The sequence below is a fragment of the Streptomyces spinosisporus genome (genome assembly GCF_022698145.1).
Lineage (GTDB): Bacteria > Actinomycetota > Actinomycetes > Streptomycetales > Streptomycetaceae > Streptomyces > Streptomyces spinosisporus.
The window spans coordinates 543,207-557,364 of the sequence record NZ_JALDAX010000005.1; the positions used below are offsets into that span (position 1 = coordinate 543,207).

Genomic DNA, 14,158 nt, shown 5'->3' on the forward strand with positions numbered 1-14,158 from the left:
GAAGAAGGCGCTCCGGGCTACGCGAGGAACCCGGTCACTTGAAGAAGGCGATCCCGTCGTCGGGCATGTCGTCGGGGAGGGCCTTGGCCCAGCGCTCGACGTCCTCGGGGGTGACGACCTTCTTCAGGTGCGCCGACATGTAGGGGCGCAGCTCGACCTCGGGGGTCTGCTTCTCGCCGACCCACATCAGGTCGCTCTTGACGTAGCCGTACAGACGCTTGCCGCCAGTGTACGGGGCGGAGGCGGCCGTGCGGGCCACCGCGTCCGTGACCAGGTCGATCTGGGGCTTCTGGTGGGCCAGTTCGCCGTACCAGATCTCGATGACGCCGTCGTCGCGGGTCATCGTCACCTCGACCTTGCGGTCGGCGTCGATGCGCCAGAAGCCGGACTCGGACTCCAGGGGCCGCACCTTGTTGCCGTCGCCGTCCAGGACCCAGGTGTGGGAGTGGTACTCCAGGAAGTCCCGGCCGTCGTGGGAGAAGGTGACCTCCTGCCCGAAGTTGCACTTCTCGGCGCCGGGGAAGTCGTGCACGCCGGCGCCGGCCCAGCTGCCGAGCAGGAAGGCGAGCGGGACGAGGTCCTTGTGGAGGTCGGACGGGATCTCGATCATGGGGTCGGCAGTTCCTTGATGGGGGTCAGCGCTGGCCCTGGTACAGCTTCTTCACGGTCAGACCGGCGAAGGCGAGGACGCCGACGCAGACCAGGACCAGCAGGGCTTCGAAGAATGCCTCAAGCACGGGGTGCTCCTCGGATGAGCGTTATGAGCGGTACACGGGCCGACCCCAGCTTACGCGGCCGGGGGCGGCCCCACGGTGCCAGGTGCGCCCGCGCAGGAGTCAGCCGAGCAGCTCGCTCTGCAGGGCCACCGTCTGCCGGAAGGGGACGGTCTTCGCGCCGCCCTTCCTGGACTGCACGATCACGGCGAGGACGTCACCGGCGGACAGGTAGCCCTGCCGGACCTGCTCGGCGCCGTACGGCTCGGACTCGACGTACACGGTGCACAGCATGTCGGGGTCGTGGGCCCGGATCGGGTGGTCCACGTCGAAGACGGACGTGCCGGCGCCGCGCAGCTGCTCGCGGGGGCCGGAGGCCGGGGCCAGGTCCTTTCCGAACAGCTCGTCCGTGACGGCCGCCGTGCCGAACTGGAGCAGGTAGACGCGGGTGTGCGTGCCGTCAGGGGTGGTCCAGCCGCGGGCCGCGACATGCCGCAGACCGTTGTCGACGAAGGTCTGGTGGAGTTCGTGCCGGGCGTCCTTGTCCGCGTACTCGGCCAGGAAGCCCTCGGTCTTCAGCCAGCCGTCCCTGCCGCGCAGCTTCTTGTCCTCGACCGCGCCGCCGGGCGCGGGCAGGACGAGCTCGCGCAGGTCGGCGTAGTGGGCACCGGCCGTGTTGCGCTCGTCGAAGGGGGCCGGGCTGCCGGACGGCAGGGGCGGCTTCACGAGCGTCGGGTAGTCCCAGCGCCCGTCCGAGTGCGTCGCCAGTCCCGGTACGTCGGTCCGGTCCATCCTCGTGATGCCGTACGCCGTTCCCGCACCGACCGCGGCGAACACGACGACGGCCGCGGTCCAGCGCAGGGCGGCGCGCAGGAGGCGGCGTGGCTGTGCTGTCTGCTCGGTCATACGGCCTCTCCCGGCTCGGCGATTCGGTCGAGCTGGTCCTTCAGCAGCTCCGCGACCGACTGGGCGTTGAACGGCTTGATGCCGTACGCGGCGAGGGAGACCAGGACGTCTCCCCGGTAGCCGGAGCAGAGCATCGACTCGAGATCCTCGCCGGAGTCCTTGGGCGGGAGGAAGCACTCGGCGTCCTTGTGGCCCTCGATCTTCGGGCCCTTGCGGAAGATGTCGAGCCCGCTCAGGAACGCGTTCTGGGACGTCGAGATGTTGCGGACGGCGGCCCGGTTCTTCATCCGGGACAGCTCGATGTCCACGGCCACGGCGTTGTCCGTGACGAAAGAGCCGCCGGTCTCCTTGACGTAGCTGCGCATCGCCATGCCCTCGATGCGCTGCTTGTCGATCAGCTTCTCCAGCTGTCTGCGCTCGCTGCGCGGCAGGTTCCGTATCGCCTCCTTGCGCATGGCGGTGGCCTGGGCGCCGCTGAGCTCGGTGTCGGCGGCGAACTGACCGAGGTCGGGGCCGCGCTTCCAGCCGTCGCCGTACGCCAGGAGCATCCCGCGGAGGCTGCCCGCGGAGGCCGCCTTCTCGGCGGCGGCAGCGCTCTCCTTCTTCGGGAACTTCCAGACGGCCGCACCCGCGTCGCGGTCGGCGCCGTGCACGGTGACGACGGTCCAGCCGACGCCGGCGACCACGGCCGCGGCGAGCAGGGCGGATCCCGCGATCGCGGCGATACGGCCGCTACGGCGGGGCTTGGGGGCGGGGGGCTCAACGGGGGCGGCGGGCTCGACGGGCGGCTCGGCGGGCGGCTCGCTCAGGTTCTCGGTCACAGCCGCTCCATCTGCCGCTCGGCCAGGTCCATGATCCGGGCCTTGGTGATCGGCTTGCTGTCGTAGATCCAGATCTCCATGGCGATGTCACCGCGGTAGGCGTGTGCCTCGGCGGCGTAGAGCGGCAGATAGCCGGGGTCGGAATCCGGTCGATGATGGACGTACGCCATTCCGTTTCCCGTGCCGGGGACGGACCAGCTGTCGGTCTCGGGCTCCCGGTCCGCCCAGTACTGGTCGCTGTCGGTGGAGTCGGCGGCCTCCAGGGACTCCTGCTGGCGGAACTGGATCAGCCGGACCTCCACGGTCTGGCCGCCGTCCTCCCAGCCGGTGACGGCGGCACGGCGGAACTCGTCCGCGATGAGGCGGCCGAACATGTTGCGCGGCTCCTCGTAGGTCTCGGCGTATGCGTCCAGGTCCATCCAGCCGTCGCCGGGCGTCCAGTCCGCCGGCTTCGCGCCGCGCGGCTTCTTCAGCAGCAGCTTGCGCAGGTCACCGTCGGTTCTCACCTGACGGTCCCGGGCGGCGGACAGCGGTTCGGGAGCCTTGCCCTTCGCCTGCGCCAGCTGGGGCTGGGACAGCGGGGGCAGCGCCGTCGGGCGGCGGTCGGCCTGGATCAGATAGCCGGTGCAGGCGCCGGCGACCAGGCCGAGCAGTGCGGCGCCGCCGATGAGCAGAGCGGTGCGGCCGCGGCGGCGTACGGGCGCGGCGGGCTCTTCCCGCGCGACCTCTACGACCGGGGCGTCAGCCGCATTCTCGGGAACTTCCAACATGTCCCCCCACGAACATGAAGCGTGCATGCCGTATGCGCGCTCACAGGAGACTCATGGCTGAGGGACAGAGTTGTAGGGGCGTTGATTACGATTCGGGCATGGCGAAGAAGCTCGTGATCAAGGTGACGGCGGGGGCCGATGCGCCCGAGCGGTGCTCACAGGCGTTCACGGTGGCGGCGGTGGCCGTGGCCAGTGGGGTCGAGGTCTCGCTGTGGCTGACCGGCGAGTCCGCGTGGTTCGCGCTGCCGGGGCGGGCGGCCGAGTTCGAGCTGCCGCATGCCGCTCCGCTGCCGGACCTGCTGGACTCCGTCCTCGCGGCCGGGCACGTCACCCTGTGCACGCAGTGCGCGGCGCGGCGGGACATCACGGAGAAGGACGTCATCGAGGGCGTACGGATCGCGGGGGCGCAGGTGTTCGTGCAGGAGGCGCTGGGCGAGGAGACGCAGGCGCTCGTCTACTGAGGACGGTCTCCGGGTTCCGGGGCTACTGGCGGCGTTTCTTGCCGTCCAGCTCGTCCCACCAGTCGTCGGACTGCGGATCCCCGGACGGGTCGTCCCACCAGCGGTCGTCGGGGCCGCGCCGGTTGGCGACCATGGCGGCGACCGGCGGGATCAGCATCGCCACGACACACATCCCGACCGCGGCCGGGATCGACCAGATCCGTACGACCCCCCACGCCAGGACGAACAGCCCGATACAGGTGCCCATCATGGCGAAGTACAAGCGCCGTCGCCGTGCGTACATGCCTCCAGGGTAGGCCCGCGCGGGACGGACAGCCGTGCCGGGAAGTCACGCGTAGGGGCCGCACCCGGCAGGTGCGGCCCCTTTACGCTCCGTCGGACGGCTCAGACCGCGATCGCGACCTCTGCCAGGCCGCCCTGCTGGGCGACGACCGTGCGGTCGGCTGTGGCGCCGGGGACCAGGGCTCGGAGGGTCCAGGTGCCCTCGGCGGCGTAGAAGCGGAACTGGCCCGTGGCGGAGGTGGGGACCTCCGCGGTGAACTCGCCGGTCGAGTCCAGGAGGCGGACGTAGCCCGTCACCGGCTCGCCGTCCTTCGTCACCTGGCCCTGGATCGTGGTCTCACCGGGCTTGATCGTCGAGGCGTCCGGGCCGCCGGCCTTCGCTCCACACATGTCTTTCTCCAAGAAGGGGTCTGACCGGAGGGAAGGCCGGTCGGGGTACGCGGATGGTGGTCGGGTTACTTCGCGGCGCCGAGCTCGATCGGGACGCCGACGAGGCTGCCGTACTCGGTCCAGGAGCCGTCGTAGTTCTTGACGTTCTCGACACCGAGCAGCTCGTGCAGCACGAACCAGGTCAGCGCGGAGCGCTCACCGATGCGGCAGTAGGCGATGGTGTCCTTGGCCAGGTCGACCTGCTCGTCGGCGTAGAGCTCCTTGAGCTCCTCGTCCGACTTGAACGTGCCGTCGTCGTTGGCGTTCTTCGACCACGGGATGTTGCGGGCGGTCGGGACGTGTCCAGGACGCTGCGACTGCTCCTGCGGCAGGTGCGCGGGAGCGAGCAGCTTGCCCGAGAACTCGTCGGGGGACCGCACGTCGACCAGGTTCTGCGAACCGATGGCGGCCACGACGTCGTCGCGGAAGGCGCGGATGGCGGTGTTCTGCGGCTTGGCCTTGTAGTTCGTGGCGGCCCGCTCCGGGACCTCCTCGACCAGCTCGCGGGCGTCCAGCTCCCACTTCTTGCGGCCACCGTCGAGCAGCTTGACGTTCTCGTGGCCGTAGAGCTTGAAGTACCAGTAGGCGTAGGACGCGAACCAGTTGTTGTTGCCGCCGTAGAGGATCACCAGCGTGTCGTTGGCGATGCCCTTCTCCGACAGGAGCTTCTCGAAGCCCTCCTGGTCGATGAAGTCGCGGCGGACCGGGTCCTGCAGGTCCTTGGTCCAGTCGATGCGGATCGCGTTCTTGATGTGGTTCTTCTCGTAGGCGGACGTGTCTTCGTCCACCTCCACGATCGCGATGCTGGGGTTGTCCAGGTTCTCCTGGACCCAGTCGGCATCGACGAGGACGTCGCTGCGGCTCATGCTCTTCTCTCCTCCGGGGCAGTTGCGGCGGGGCGTGCGAGTGCGAGGCCCTGCGCGCGCAGGCGGCGGCGCGCAGAGATGCCCTGGTCAGGGCGGCGGGGATGCGGAAGTCGAGGCTTCCGCTCAGAAGGTGCGACAGAGCATGGCGGCGACGCGGCACAGGTCGACTGCCCGCCGCTTCGTGAGATCCGCCTGTCGCTTCATGGCCTCGATCGTAGGGACGGACAGCCGGGCATGTCACCGGTGTGTCGAATAGTGAGACACGATGGTCCGCGATGCGGGAAGCGATCTCCGCCCGGCCCGCCCGCGCACGGCTTCCGGGTGGATGTATCGGTCATCACATCTACGGTACGGACGCGGGCGTCTCACCCTCCGGACAGCGCCTGGCCGGCCGCCGGTCCGGCGTACCGGAGTACCGGCGTGCCGCCCGGCCTCGTACTACCCCGCCAGCCTGACGTTCGAACCCTTCACCGTGATCTCCACACCGTTCTTCGCGGCCTGCACACTGTCCAGCTTCACGCCGCCCGGCAGTTCGTCGATCGTCTGCTGGAAGTCGGTGATCGAGCGGATGCGGGACTCGGCGAGGTCGACGACCAGCTTGGGCAGGTTGTCGGCGTGCACCTTCACGTCGTCGCCCTCGACGGTGACCGTGCTGAGCACGGGATACGTCTGCGAGTGGCCCGCCACCGAGATCTTGACGTCGGACCTGATCTTGCCGTTGCCGCCGTCGGAGAGGCCGACGACCTGGGCGGTGACACCCGTGATGACCTGCGTCGGCTGCGACTTGGCCGCCTTGAGCAGCTCGTCGTAGGCGATGGTCGCGGTGCCGGTGGCGTTGTCCGCGGTGGCGGAGCTGTAGTCGCCGGAGAAGGTGACGCCCTTCATGTGCGCCTTCAGGTCGTCGATGCGGATCGTCGACGGTCCGCTGCCACCGCTGTTGCCGGTGTCCGCCTCGTAGTCCTTGATGCCGACCTCGACGTCGTCCAGCTCGCCGGAGGCGACCTGGGTGAGGAAGGGGAAGCCCTTGATGGACACGTCCGGGGTGCTCGCGAGGTTCTCGGTGGTCTTCAGCTTGGAGGCGGCCTCGTCCTCGGCGAAGTAGACCGCGACCCGGTCCGCCACCACGAACAGGCCGCCGAGGATCACGACGACGATCAGGAGTATTCGCAGCGCGCGCATCGGGTCTTCCCCCACCTGGCCGGACAATGACGACAGTTGCCGACGACCGGGTGGCCGTCCAGCGTGAGCGTAACCCTGGGCCGGACCCCGGCCGGGAAATTGTCGATCATCTGTGACAGGAACCGCCGTTCCTTGTCCGGCTCTTACCCGGGCGTCCTACCCGAGCGCCCGCCCCAGCACGTACACCACCGGTGCCGCGACCGTCAGCGGCAGGGCGACGCCCGCCGTGAAGTGCACGAACCTCGACGGGTAGTCGTAGCTCGCCACCCGGTGCCCGATCAGCGCGCACACCGCAGCGCCCGCGCCCAGCAGCGCGCCCTTCGCGCCGAAGTCGGTCATCGAGCCGGCCGCGATACCCGCGCCCGCCGCGGCGAGCAGCGAGACGACGACCGACGCCGGGGTGGGCAGCGGCAGGGCACGGGCCAGTACGGCGACGGCCACCGCGACGGCGCCGACGGTCGCCGCGTCGGCCAAGGCCGCGAGGTATCCGGCCGCGACGATGGCCAGTGCCGCCGAGGCGACGCTCGCCATCAGGCCGTACATCCGCTCGTCCGGGTCCGCGTGCGAGCGCAGCTGGAGGACGAGCGAGAGCAGGACCCAGACGCCGAGGGTGCCCAGGATCGCGGCCGGGCCGTTCTCCCGGCCCGCGGCCAGCAGCGCGGCGTCCGCGGCCAGCGCGCCGAGGAACGCGAGCGCGATGCCCTGGCGGGCCGGCCACATGCCGTTGAGCCGGAACCAGCCCGCCGCGGTGACGGCCTGCAGCACCACGAGCGGGACGAGCAGGGCGTACGAGCCGATCGCCGCCGCGCCCGCCAGCAGCAGCCCGAGCAGGGCCGTGAGCGCGGCCGGCTGCATGCCCGGCTCGATGATCGGGGACCGGCCCTCCAGACGGGCCCGCTGGGCGTCCGTCACACGGGAGTTGCCGGCGAGGGTGGCGGGGCCGTAGCCCGGGTCCGGTGCCTCACCCGCGACGGCGGCCGGCGCGAAGGCCTGCGGCTGCTGCCACTGCTGCGCCGCCGGCTGAGCAGCCTGCGGATGAGCAGCCTGCGGATGGGGAGCCTGCGCCTGCAGATACGCCGTCTCCGCCGTCGACATGGGCGTCGGCCCCTGCGGCTGGGCCTGCGCCTCCCAGGTCTGTCCCTTCCACTGCTGGGTGTACTGCTGGGCGGCGTAAGGGTCGTCGTACCCCTCGTACCCGTCGTAGCCCTGGTGTGGCTGCTGGGCGGGGTGGGGCTGCTGCCCGGGCCACCCCTGCTGCTGCGGCTGCTGGTACGGGTCGTACGGCTGATCGGTCATCCTCACCCTCCTGCGAACGGCGGGAGCACCTCGACCGTGCCGCCGTCGGCCAGCCGTACCGTCTCATGTCCGCGCGTGCCCACGGGGTCACCGTCGACGAGGAACGAGCATCGCTGCAGGACGCGCGTCAGTTCACCGGGGTGTCGCACCCGCACGGCGTCGAGCGCCTCGGCGAGGCTGTCCGCGTCGAACGGCTCCTCGGCGACCCCGGCCGCGGCCTTCGCGGCGGCCCAGTAGCGCACCGTGACCTTTGGCATCCGGTTCCTCAATCAACGGTCGATGGGCGGTCGGTCGGCTGTGTACCTCGTTAGGCTAGCCCGCCCGCGCGACCACCCAGCGACCGATGCGGGCCAGCAGCTCGTCCGTGGCCGCGTGTTCGGCGTGCCCCATGCCGCCCTCGATCCACAGTTCGCCCTGCTCCCCGGCGGCTGCGGCCAGCATGCGGGGGTGGTCGAGGGGGAAGTAGCCGTCGCGGTCGCCGTGCACGATGAGCAGGGGTGTGGGGGCGATCTGCGGGACGGCCTCCACGGGCGACAGCGGTACCGGGTCCCACTCCCTGTGGTGGATGCGCGTATGGAAGCCGTAGCGGCCCACCAGTCGTCCCTCGGGGCGGGTTACCAGCCAGTGCAGCTTCCGCATAGGGGCGGTGCCGCGGTAGTACCAGCGGGCCGGTGCACTCACCGAAACCACCGCGTCCGTGGACGCTTCCGTGCGCCCCTCGCGCCCCGGGCCGCCCGGACCGTGGAGCGCCGCGTGCCGCAGCACCACCGAGCCGCCCATGGAGAAGCCGACGGTCGCCACGCATCCGTGCCCGAACCCTCGCGCCCACTCCACCGCGGCCGCCAGATCGAGCACCTCCCGGTCGCCGACCGTGGAGTGCCCGCCGGAGGCGCCGTGGCCCCGGAAGGAGAACGTGACCACGGCCCCGTACTGCGTGAACGCCTCGACCACGCGGCGCACGTGCGGCTTGTCCGCGTCGCCCGTGAAGCCGTGCGCGATCACGAACACCAGGTCGAGGGAGGGTGGCGCGGAGGCGTCGTACACAACGGCCGGCGGGTCGTATACGGCATCGATCGAGACGCCGTCCCGTGTGGTCAGGAAGGTCCGGGAAGGGGCGCGGCGGAGCGTCTCGGAGTGTGGACGGCTCGTGGAACGTGCCACATGACCTGCCGGAGTGCTGCTCATGTGGGCTATTCTGCTGGGCAGAGGACTCGGGCAGCGACGCCCCCGGGTCCTTTTGTGCTTTCGGAAGCGTTGTATACGAAGCGGGAACCGCCGGGAAACTCCAGGTGGCCGCGGGTGTACGGGGCCCCGGGATCGCAGAGCAGGTGACCTACCGCACACGTCCTCGCAGGGACCGAGGAGGAACCAGACGTATGAGCTCTCTGCTGCTCCTGACCAATGCCCTCCAGCCGTCGACGGAGGTGCTTCCGGCTCTCGGCCTGCTGCTGCACAACGTGCGCGTGGCGCCCGCGGAAGGACCCGCACTCGTCGACACCCCCGGCGCCGACGTCATCCTCGTCGACGGCCGCCGCGATCTTCCGCAGGTCCGCAGCCTGTGCCAGCTGCTGCGCTCCACCGGCCCCGGCTGTCCGCTCGTCCTGGTGGTCACGGAGGGCGGTCTCGCCGCCGTCACCGCCGACTGGGGCATCGACGACGTGCTGCTCGACACGGCGGGGCCCGCGGAGGTGGAGGCCCGGCTGCGGCTCTCCATGGGCCGCCAGCAGATCGCGGGCGACGACTCCCCGATGGAGATCCGCAACGGCGACCTGTCGGTGGACGAGGCGACGTACTCCGCCAAGCTCAAGGGCCGGGTCCTGGACCTGACCTTCAAGGAGTTCGAGCTGCTGAAGTACCTCGCGCAGCACCCGGGCCGCGTCTTCACGCGCGCGCAGCTGCTGCAGGAGGTCTGGGGCTACGACTACTTCGGCGGCACCCGCACGGTCGACGTCCATGTACGGCGGCTGCGCGCCAAGCTCGGGCCCGAGCACGAGTCGCTGATCGGAACCGTCCGCAACGTCGGTTATCGATTCGTTACGCCCGAGAAGGGCGAACGTTCCTCCGACGACCCCAAGGCCAAGGCGGACCGGGCAAAGCCGGACAGTGCGGACGCGGGGGCCGCCCGGGACGGTGCCGAGGTGACCACGGAGGCATAGCGGGCCGCGAACGGGGCATTGCTTGGGCACGGGCAGTCCCGCGAGAAGCAGCTTTCGCCCTGCCCGGGGCCGGTATATCCGCGTAGACTCCGCGCGTGGCCAAGGTGACTCGGGATGATGTGGCGCGGCTGGCGGGTACCTCCACCGCCGTTGTCAGCTATGTCATCAACAACGGACCCCGGCCGGTCGCCCCGGCCACGCGCGAGCGTGTCCTCGCCGCCATCAAGGAGCTGGGGTACCGGCCCGACCGGGTCGCCCAGGCGATGGCATCCCGGCGCACCGACCTCATAGGCCTGATCATCCCGGACGCACGCCAGCCCTTCTTCGGTGAGATGGCGCACGCGGTCGAACAGGCCGCCTCCGAGCGCGGCAAGATGGTGCTCGTCGGCAACACCGACTACGTGGCCGAGCGCGAGGTCCACTATCTGCGCGCCTTCCTGGGGATGCGGGTGTCCGGGCTGATCCTCGTCAGCCACGCCCTGAACGACCTGGCCGCCGCCGAGATCGACGCCTGGGACGCCCGGGTGGTCCTGCTGCACGAGCGGCCCGAGGCGATCGACGACGTCGCCGTGGTCATCGACGACCTCGACGGCGCCCGGCAGGCCGTCAGCCATCTGCTCGGGCACGGCTACGAGTACGTCGCCTGCATGGGCGGCACCGCCGAGACCCCCGTCGTCGGCGACCCGGTCTCCGACCACGTCGAGGGCTGGCGGCGCGCGATGGAGGAGGCCGGCATCCCGACCGAGGGCCGGCTCTTCGAGGCGCCGTACAACCGCTACGACGCGTACCGCATAGGGCTGGAGATCCTCTCCGGGCCGCGGCGGCCGCCCGCGATCTTCTGCTCCACCGACGACCAGGCCATCGGCGTCCTGCGGGCCGCGCGCGAGCTGCGCATCGACGTGCCGGGCGAGCTCGGGGTGGCCGGCTTCGACGACATCAAGGAGGCGGGGCTCACCGACCCGCCGCTGACCACGGTCGCCTCCGACCGCTCCGCGATGGCCCGCTCCGCCGTCGACCTCGTGCTCGACGACGGACTGCGGGTGGCGGGCTCCCGCCGCGAGCGGCTGAAGGTCTTCCCGTCGCATCTGGTGGTACGGCGGTCCTGCGGCTGCGAGGGCTGAGCAGCACCGCCGTACACCCTCAGAAGGATTCGTACGGGTTCGGACTGCTCAGAACAGCAGGTTGTACTGGTTGAACCCGGTCCCCAGCTTGATGCGCGAGCCGAACAGGCTGCTCGACGCCTTGTTGGTGCCGGGGTAGAGCCACAGCGTGCCGCCCGAGTCGCGGGCCATCACGTCGGCGACGCCGTCGCCGGTCACGTCGCCGCCTGCCACGTAGGACGTGAAGTTCCAGCCGGTACGGGCCTGGATGCGGGCCGACCAGGGCGTGTGCTCCTGCTGGGTGCCGCGGTACAGGTAGAGCACGCCGGAGCCGTTGCGGACCAGCAGGTCGGCCTTGCCGTCGCCGGACAGGTCGCCGTGGCCGAAGATCTTCACGCCCTTCCAGGACTTGTCGACGACCTTGACGCGGCCGAAGAACTCGCCGGTGCCCTTGCCCGGGTAGAGGTAGACCGAGCCGTCGGCGTCCACCGCGACCAGGTCGGGGCGGGCGTCACCGGTCATGTCGCCGGGGATGGCGTAGGACGTGTAGCCGCCCCAGACCGAGGTGATCTGCATCCAGGTGAACGCGCCCGAGGCGTGGTCGAAGTAGCTGCGGTACAGCTTGCCGTCGTTCTTGTCGCGGACGATCAGGTCCTGGTAGAAGTCCCGGTCCAGGTCGGCCTGCAGGCCCCAGCTGATGTACTCCCAGCCGTTGCCGGTGTAGGCCCGCTGGGCGAGGGACGTGCCCCTGCTGTCCTGCTCGAAGAGGTTGCCGGAGGGGGCGCGGGCCAGCAGGTCGGCCCGGCCGTCGTAGGACAGGTCGGTGTCGTCGATGCGCGGCTGGGCGGCCCAGGTGTACGACTTCACCTTGGTGAAGACGGGGTAGGCGCCCTGCGCGGTGCAGCCCTGGACACCCCAGGACACGATGCCGATGATCTTGCCGCCGGAGACCAGTGGGCCGCCGGAGTCGCCGTTGCAGGGCGTGGTGGTGCCGGCGTCGCCGCCGGTGGCCGGGGTGCCCGCGCAGAGCATCGAGCCCTCGGCGAAGTCGTCCTCCCCGAGGACGCTCTGCATGGCGCTGTTGCAGGTCGCGTCGGCGACCAGCGGCAGCTGCGCGGTCTTCAGCTTCACCGACAGGTCCGCGCCGTCGGCGCCGGAGGTCAGGCCCCAGCCGTAGACCACGGAGTCGCGGCCCGCGGTGTAGAGCGCGTCGTCGTTCGAGGCGGCCAGCCGCAGCGTCGGGATGTCCAGCGGGCGGTCCAGGGTGAGGACCGCGACGTCGTTCTGGATGGCGGCGGCGTTGTACTTGGGGTGGTTCCACTGGCGCCAGACACCGGCCACGGTGCCGTTCGCCGAGTCGTACAGGTCACTCGCCCCGGCGAGGACGGCGCCGTTCTTCGTCCAGTCCAGGCCCGCGACGCAGTGGGCGGCGGTGAGGACCTTGTTCGGGGCGACGAGGGTGCCGCCGCAGAAGTAGCCGTCGCCGGTGACGTCGTCGTAGTAGGCGAGCTGGACCATCCACGGCGCACTGGAGATCGTGGTCTCGCTGCCGCCGATGATGAACGGGGTCGCCTTGGCCGTCCTCGGGGTGGCCGCCTTCTGCGCGGCCTTGAGCACGCGGGAGTGCAGCACCTTGTCCGTGGCGGTGGGCTTCGGGGCGGTCTGCTGCTGGGCCTTCACTCCAGGGTCGGGCAGTCCGTCCGCCGCGCTCGCCGGCTGGGCGGCGAACAGGCCGGCGCAGCTGAGGGCGAGCGCGAGGGCGGCCGCGGGAAACGCCGTGACGGGGCGTCTGAGGCGGCCGCGCAGGGCACGTATCACCTAGGTCTCCTGTGGTGGTTGATGAGTCAACGAGCGATGTTCGAAGAACGTGAACCCACCAAGATTGCGCCCCGGCGATCACCCTTCACACGGGTCTCACATAAACCGGAAAAGTGTTCGTCCGCGGCCCGCCGTGATCTCACCCCACGGCCACGTGCTGTTTCCCTTCGGCCCGGGCCCGCCGCGTCTTTATATCGGGCAAACAAGGTTCTGCCGGGCTTCTCAGCAAGCACTCAGCCGCCTCTCATGGTCGCGCGACAAGCTCATTGACATGACCGAGAGCTTCCGCCGCAGCGGCGAGTACGAGAGTTACGAGAACCCGTACCAGGGCGCTCAGCAGCATGCCTCCGCCCCGGTGAACCCCGAGTGGCCACCCCCGCCGGTGCAGCCGCCGGCGCAGCAGGCCGCTCCGGCGCAGCCGGTCGATCCGGTAGGACCGGTCGCTCCGGCGCCGAGGAAGCGGACCCGGGGCCCCGTCGCCCTGCTGGCCGCCGTGGCGATCGTCGCCGCGGCCGTCGGCGGCGGCACCGCGTACGCCTTCCAGCAGCTGACCGGCAGCGACACTGTCGCCTCCAGCAGCACCAGCACGAGCGTGGTGCCCTCCAGCAAGAAGGGCGACGTCGCCACCATCGCCGCGGCCGTGAGCCCCAGCGTGGTCGAGATCAACGCCACCTCGAACGTCGGCGAGTCCACCGGCTCCGGCGTGATCATCACCAGCGACGGCGAGATCGTCACCAACAACCACGTCGTCTCCGGCGCCTCGTCGATCAAGGTGACGACCAACAGCGGCAAGAGCTACACCGCGCAGGTCGTCGGCACCGACAGCAAGAAGGACCTCGCCCTGATCAAGCTGGAGGGCGCCTCCGGCCTCAAGGCGGCCACCCTCGGCAACTCCGACGGGGTCCAGGTGGGCGACACGGTCGTGGCCATCGGCTCCCCCGAGGGCCTGAGCGGCACCGTCACCAGCGGCATCGTCTCCTCGCTCAACCGTGACGTGACCGTCTCCACCGACGAGGGCCAGCAGCAGGGCGGCGGCAACGGCCAGTGGCCGTTCTCCTTCGGCGGCCGGCAGTTCAACGGCGACACCGGCTCCTCAACGACGACGTACAAGGCGATCCAGACCGACGCCTCGCTCAACCCGGGCAACTCCGGCGGTGCGCTGATCGATGCCGCGGGCAACATCATCGGCATCAACTCCGCGATGTACAGCGCCGGTTCACAGTCCTCCGGCTCCTCCGACGCCGGCAGCGTCGGCCTCGGCTTCGCCATCCCGATCAACACCGTCAAGTCCGACCTGGCCAACCTCCGGGCGGGCGGCAGCGACAGCTGAACCCTCACCGCACCAGCAGCAGGGAGTACGT

The 14,158-nt window shown here is 70.4% G+C and carries 17 protein-coding genes; 4 read left to right on the forward strand and 13 right to left on the reverse strand.

Translation table 11 applies throughout. From position 1 onward, the window contains the following. Window positions 1-34 precede the first annotated feature (34 nt). From MQN93_RS17110 to MQN93_RS17125, 4 genes are all read right to left on the reverse strand, one after another. Window positions 35-610 (reverse strand): heme-binding beta-barrel domain-containing protein, encoded by a 576-nt coding sequence (locus tag MQN93_RS17110; protein WP_016436792.1) that lies wholly within the window; start codon window positions 608-610, stop codon window positions 35-37. Between the two features lie 226 nt (window positions 611-836). Further along, entirely contained in the window at window positions 837-1,619 is a 783-nt protein-coding gene (locus MQN93_RS17115) for a hypothetical protein (protein WP_242710122.1), read from the reverse strand. Beyond that, on the reverse strand, window positions 1,616-2,440 hold the full coding sequence (locus tag MQN93_RS17120) for a hypothetical protein (RefSeq protein WP_242710123.1): 825 nt from the start codon (window positions 2,438-2,440) through the stop codon (window positions 1,616-1,618). Before MQN93_RS17120 ends, MQN93_RS17115 begins: the two co-directional genes overlap by 4 nt. Further along, window positions 2,437-3,210 carry a hypothetical protein gene (locus MQN93_RS17125; RefSeq protein WP_242710124.1) on the reverse strand — a complete coding sequence of 258 codons (774 nt, stop codon included), beginning with the start codon at window positions 3,208-3,210 and terminating at the stop codon, window positions 2,437-2,439. Before MQN93_RS17125 ends, MQN93_RS17120 begins: the two co-directional genes overlap by 4 nt. A 98-nt stretch (window positions 3,211-3,308) precedes the next feature. Between MQN93_RS17125 and MQN93_RS17130 the strand changes: the two genes are divergently transcribed. Then, entirely contained in the window at window positions 3,309-3,671 is a 363-nt protein-coding gene (locus tag MQN93_RS17130) for a DsrE family protein (RefSeq protein WP_037783182.1), read from the forward strand. A gap of 22 nt (window positions 3,672-3,693) precedes the next feature. Here the strand turns inward: MQN93_RS17130 and MQN93_RS17135 are convergent, their stop codons facing one another. The 8 genes from MQN93_RS17135 to MQN93_RS17165 form a co-directional block, all read right to left on the reverse strand. Then, entirely contained in the window at window positions 3,694-3,954 is a 261-nt protein-coding gene (locus MQN93_RS17135) for a DUF3099 domain-containing protein (protein WP_016436798.1), read from the reverse strand. A 101-nt stretch (window positions 3,955-4,055) separates the two neighbouring features. Then, window positions 4,056-4,343, reverse strand: coding sequence for a DUF1416 domain-containing protein (locus tag MQN93_RS17140; protein WP_016436799.1), 288 nt, complete (start codon window positions 4,341-4,343; stop codon window positions 4,056-4,058). A gap of 65 nt (window positions 4,344-4,408) precedes the next feature. After that, window positions 4,409-5,248 (reverse strand): sulfurtransferase, encoded by an 840-nt coding sequence (locus MQN93_RS17145; RefSeq protein ID WP_016436800.1) that lies wholly within the window; start codon window positions 5,246-5,248, stop codon window positions 4,409-4,411. Between the two features lie 123 nt (window positions 5,249-5,371). Further along, entirely contained in the window at window positions 5,372-5,452 is an 81-nt protein-coding gene (locus MQN93_RS44375; RefSeq protein ID WP_350310325.1) for a putative leader peptide, read from the reverse strand. Between the two features lie 234 nt (window positions 5,453-5,686). Then, window positions 5,687-6,427 (reverse strand): LmeA family phospholipid-binding protein, encoded by a 741-nt coding sequence (locus MQN93_RS17150; RefSeq protein ID WP_242710125.1) that lies wholly within the window; start codon window positions 6,425-6,427, stop codon window positions 5,687-5,689. Window positions 6,428-6,583: 156 nt separating this feature from the next. Then, window positions 6,584-7,723, reverse strand: a complete 1,140-nt coding sequence (locus tag MQN93_RS17155) for a hypothetical protein (protein ID WP_242710126.1) — start codon at window positions 7,721-7,723, stop codon at window positions 6,584-6,586. 2 nt (window positions 7,724-7,725) lie between these two features. Continuing rightward, complete coding sequence (locus MQN93_RS17160) at window positions 7,726-7,980, reverse strand: MoaD/ThiS family protein (protein ID WP_242710127.1); 255 nt, start codon at window positions 7,978-7,980, stop codon at window positions 7,726-7,728. Between the two features lie 55 nt (window positions 7,981-8,035). Then, window positions 8,036-8,908 carry an alpha/beta hydrolase gene (locus MQN93_RS17165; protein ID WP_016436804.1) on the reverse strand — a complete coding sequence of 291 codons (873 nt, stop codon included), beginning with the start codon at window positions 8,906-8,908 and terminating at the stop codon, window positions 8,036-8,038. Between the two features lie 191 nt (window positions 8,909-9,099). Between MQN93_RS17165 and MQN93_RS17170 the strand changes: the two genes are divergently transcribed. After that, window positions 9,100-9,879, forward strand: coding sequence for a winged helix-turn-helix transcriptional regulator (locus MQN93_RS17170; protein ID WP_242710128.1), 780 nt, complete (start codon window positions 9,100-9,102; stop codon window positions 9,877-9,879). 95 nt (window positions 9,880-9,974) lie between these two features. Next, window positions 9,975-11,000, forward strand: coding sequence for a LacI family DNA-binding transcriptional regulator (locus MQN93_RS17175; protein ID WP_242710129.1), 1,026 nt, complete (start codon window positions 9,975-9,977; stop codon window positions 10,998-11,000). 48 nt (window positions 11,001-11,048) lie between these two features. Here MQN93_RS17175 and MQN93_RS17180 read toward each other — a convergent pair whose 3' ends face one another. After that, window positions 11,049-12,797 (reverse strand): trypsin-like serine protease, encoded by a 1,749-nt coding sequence (locus MQN93_RS17180; protein ID WP_242710130.1) that lies wholly within the window; start codon window positions 12,795-12,797, stop codon window positions 11,049-11,051. Between the two features lie 271 nt (window positions 12,798-13,068). On the opposite strand from MQN93_RS17180, the gene MQN93_RS17185 reads away from it, so the two are divergent. Continuing rightward, window positions 13,069-14,127: a S1C family serine protease gene (locus MQN93_RS17185; protein WP_016436808.1), complete on the forward strand. Its 1,059-nt coding sequence runs from the start codon at window positions 13,069-13,071 to the stop codon at window positions 14,125-14,127. Window positions 14,128-14,158: the final 31 nt, after the last annotated feature.